Origin of the sequence: Domibacillus tundrae (assembly GCF_000970675.1) — a bacterium.
GTDB lineage: Bacteria > Bacillota > Bacilli > Bacillales > Domibacillaceae > Domibacillus > Domibacillus tundrae.
The window spans coordinates 1-1,941 of record NZ_LAJA01000043.1 but is presented as its reverse complement, the minus strand read 5'-3'; the positions used below and the strand labels follow the sequence as shown (position 1 = coordinate 1,941).

2 protein-coding genes are annotated in these 1,941 nt (G+C 35.8%); both read right to left on the bottom strand.

Annotated elements, in window-relative coordinates:
* The coding region (locus VQ00_RS17480) for a DUF2642 domain-containing protein (RefSeq protein WP_046181412.1) at positions 1-801 on the bottom strand (801 nt) is incomplete at its 3' end.
* Between the two features lie 139 nt (positions 802-940).
* A complete protein-coding gene (locus tag VQ00_RS17475) occupies positions 941-1,483 on the bottom strand; it encodes a hypothetical protein (RefSeq protein ID WP_046181411.1) in 543 nt (180 codons plus the stop codon).
* Between the last annotated feature and the right edge of the window lie 458 nt (positions 1,484-1,941).

The window sequence follows — 1,941 nt, the reverse complement described above, 5'->3', positions numbered from 1 at the left end:
AGTGGAAAGTTCTTTTTTATCCTGCTCATCCGTTTCTTCTGTACCTTTCGAGGATAATTCATTTTCACTTCTCTCATCCTTTGCTTCTATCCGAGTAGAAAGTTCTTTTTTATCCTGCTCATCCGTTTCTTCTGTACCTTTCAAAGATGATTCATTTTCACTTCTCTCATCCTTTGCTTCTATCCGAGTAGAAAGTTCTTTTTTATCCTGCTCATCCGTTTCTTCTGTACCTTTCGAGGATGATTCATTTTCACTTCTCTCATCCTTTGCTTCTATCCGAGTAGAAAGTTCTTTTTTATCCTGCTCATCCGTTTCTTCTGTACCTTTCGAGGATAATTCATTTTCACTTCTCTCATCCTTTGCTTCAACATCAGCAGGTTCATAAACACCTGGGAATATATTAATAATGCAGGCATTTTGCATAATAATTTTTTCTTCTTCACTAATTAAAATAAGGTGATCATCAAAGACTTTGCTTAGAAAGCCTGCAACAAATTGATCATTATAACAATTGACCGTTACCCAGCTGTACTTACACTGCTCCAAAATTTCATGAAGCTGCTCTGCCTGTAAATAATCCTGTCTAATCGGGTTGGCCTGCAAATCTTTCGCATTTTTTGAAACTGACTTTATTTGCGCAAGTTGATGGTAAATGTATTTTTCTTCTGTGTTCTGTAAAATTAAATAATCTTTCTTAACATCGACTATTGTTCCTTTCATTAATGTCCCATCGTTTGAAAAGACGCCTACTGAATAGCCGATAAGCGATTTAAGTGCATCTGAAAAAAAAAGGTTCGACATTTCTATCCCCCTCACAGGTTGAAACCTTTTTCATCAAATAAGGGCCCCTTTGAAAGAGGAGAATATGCATAATCACTTATCCCATTCCTCCATTCAAAGAGACTCCGATTTCTTTCCTATTTAACATAACTGAAAGCAATTATTCGCTTTCCGTTTTTTGAGGTTCTTCCCCTTTTCCTTTCTTATCTGATCCTTTTTTGTCTTTTTCATCATTTTTCCCTTCATTATTTTTTTCTTTGTTCCCTTTCTCTGGAGCTTCAATTTTCAAATCATAGCTGATGTTTTTAATATGGAATGTCGATACACGAATAACTTCTTCATTACAAATAATTGTGACATAATCGTCATTACAATCATCAAGGATCCCTTCATGTTTCTCAGGTCCGCCACGGTTGATTATCACCCATTTGTACTTTAAATTGTTCATGACTTCTGTAAATACTTTTCCGCTGATGTACGTAAAATTTCTAGGGACGAGGAGATTAAATTCGAGTCCGTTCTTTGTATTGTCCGTTATGCTTTTAACGTGCTGACCTTTATAGTAAAGAACACCGTCTTCTTTGGTAAGAAGTACAAAGTAATCGTCTTGTACTGCCAGCAATTGTCCGATCCGGGAGTCAGGTCCGCCACGATTAACTTTGACTACTTTGCCAACTGATGACCTCAAAATTTCATTATTCATTGATCTTCTCCTCCTGTTTAGGTAATTCCTTGTAATTATATGCAGAAAGGAAAAGATGGTACTGATTCATTAATTGGAAATCTTATTTTTTAATTCGTGTTGATAGAACCACTAAAATGCAGAGTTTCTTGACAACATATACTTTGCACCTTCTTGGATATGTAGAAAAATCATCATTATTTTACTTCTTAAAAACCTCCGACTGAAACCGCATGAACAGCTTCTATACCTCTTAAATGGAAAATCCCCGTCATTTAACACATCATAATATGCTGAAAAAATAAATTCAAAATAAGATTACTGAGTAGGAGATCCGTTGGTTCATTTTAATGGCTTTTTGAATACAATGTATTCTAAGCATTAACATAAAGGAGAGATAGTAGTGCCTAAAAAGAAGAAAAAAGATCAGAGAGCAACGGGCCGCACATCAACCGGTCACACATCAACCGGTCACACAT

Coding starts and splice junctions, on each gene's coding strand:
- VQ00_RS17475 (WP_046181411.1), bottom strand. CDS start 1,483: ATGAATAATGAAATTTTGAGGTCATCAGTTGGCAAAGTAGTCAAAGTT.